This window comes from Streptomyces sp. NPDC096046 (genome assembly GCF_040303285.1).
GTDB lineage: Bacteria > Actinomycetota > Actinomycetes > Streptomycetales > Streptomycetaceae > Streptomyces.
This window is the reverse complement of sequence record NZ_JBEOSZ010000109.1, coordinates 1-2,151: the sequence shown is the minus strand read 5'-3', so window position 1 is coordinate 2,151 and position 2,151 is coordinate 1. Positions and strand designations below refer to the sequence as shown.

The following is a 2,151-nucleotide window of genomic DNA, read 5'->3' as shown; positions in this document are numbered from 1 at the left end:
GGGTTGCTGGCGTCGTTCGCGTCGGTGGTGGGGCGGTGGGCGGGGCGGTCGGATGTGGTGGTGGGCACGCCGGTGGCGGGGAGGTCGCGGGCGGAGCTGGAGCCGTTGGTGGGGTTCTTCGTGAACACGGTGGCGTTGCGGGTGGATGTGGGCGGGCGGGTGTCGTTCGCGGAGCTGGTGGAGCGGGCCCGCGCGGTCACGCTGGGGGCGCTGGCACATCAGGAGGTGCCGTTCGAGAAGGTCGCGCAGGCGGTGGGCGGGGAGCGGGCCGGTCTGGTGCGGGTGCTGTTCGCGCTGGACAACACCCCGCGCGGGGAGTGGGAGCTGGACGGGGCCCGGGTGTCGGAGCTGGTGGTGCCGGGCGGGCGGGCCCAGTTCGAGGTGGCGGTGCAGCTGCGGGAGCAGCCCGACGGGAGTGTGGCGGGCCGTCTGGAGTACGCGGCCGACCTGTTCGACGCGCCGTCGATGGAACGTTTTGCCCACAGCTGGCTGCGGGTGCTGGGAGAGGCGGTGGCCGCGCCCGGCCGGCCGGTGGCCGCGCATCCGCTGACCTCACCGCAGGAACGCGCGCGGCTGGCGGCGTTCAGCGCGCCCGATCCCGAGCCGGTGGTGGGGCTGGTGCACGAGCAGATCGCCCTGCAGGCGGCCCGCACCCCGCACGCGGTGGCCGTCGCCGACGAGTCGGGCGCCACGCTGACCTACCACGAGCTGGAGGAGGCCGCGGGCCGGCTGGCCGGGCACCTGCACGCGCACGGGGTGGGCGTGGAGGACGTGGTGGGCTTGTGCCTGGAGCGCTCACTGGACCTGGTCGTGTCCCTGCTGGCGGTCCTGAAGGCGGGCGGCGCCTATCTGCCGCTGGACCCCGACTACCCGCCGGGCCGGCTGGCCGCGATGACGGCCGGCTCCCGCGCGGCGGTGGTCCTCACCCACGCCCCCACCCGCCCGCTCGTCACGGGCCTGGACCTGCCCGAGGGCACCGGGCTGATCGACCTGGACCAGGACCGCGAAACCATCACCGCCCGCCCCCCGCAGCCACCGAAGGCGCCCCTGACGGTGTCGAACGCCGCTTACGTCCTCTACACCTCCGGCTCGACCGGCGCCCCCAAGGGCGCGGTCAACACCCACGCCGCGTTCGTCAACCGGATCGCCTGGACCCAGCACGCCCATCCCCTGACCGGTAAGGACCGGGTGCTGTTCAAAACCCCCATCGGCTTCGACGTCTCGGGCTGGGAATGGGCCTGGCCCCTGGCCTGCGGAGCCACCGTCCAGCTCGCCGCCCCCGGCACCCACCGCGACCCCGCCCACCTGGCCCGCCTCATCCAGCACACCCACACCACCGTCTGCCACTTCGTGCCCGCCATGCTGCGCCACTTCCTCCAGACCCCCCACGCCGCCCACTGCACCAGCCTGCGCCACGTCATCGCCTCCGGCGAGGAACTCACCCCCCACCTCGCCACCACCTTCCACACCGTGCTGCCCCACACCCGCCTGCACAACCTCTACGGCCCCACCGAAGCCGCCATCGACGTCACCGCCCACCCCGTCACCACTCCCCTGCCCCCCGGACCCGTCCCCATCGGCACCCCCGTCACCGGCACCGACCTCCACGTCCTGGACGACCACCACCACCCCGTACCGCTCGGCGTCACCGGACACCTCCACATCGGCGGCATCCAGCTCGCCCGCGGCTACCACCACCAGCCCGCCCTCACCGCCGACCGCTTCACACCCCACCCCACCCGGCCCGGCGAACGCCTCTACACCACCGGCGACCTCGCCCGCTTCAACCACGACGGCACCCTCACCTACCTCGGCCGCACCGACCACCAGATCAAAATCCGCGGCCAGCGCATCGAACCCGCCGAAATCGACACCGCCCTGCACACCCACCCCGCCATCACCCACACCATCACCACCACCCACACCACCACCCACCCCGACAACACCTCCACCACCCACCTCGCCACCTACTACACCACCCACCCACACACCACCCCACCCACACCCGACCAACTCCGCACCCACCTGCGCACCCACCTCCCCACCGCCATGATCCCCACCTACCTCACCCACCTCCCCCACCTCCCCCAACTCCCCAACGGCAAGACCGACCACCACCAACTCCCCACCCCCACACACGACGTGACCGAG

At 73.0% G+C, this 2,151-nt stretch carries 1 protein-coding gene; it reads left to right on the top strand.

Going from position 1 to position 2,151, the window contains the following annotated elements; all coding sequences use genetic code 11:
* Nucleotides 1-3 precede the first annotated feature (3 nt).
* The coding region (locus tag ABTX62_RS37800; protein WP_352120412.1) for a non-ribosomal peptide synthetase at nt 4-2,151 on the top strand (2,148 nt) is incomplete at its 3' end.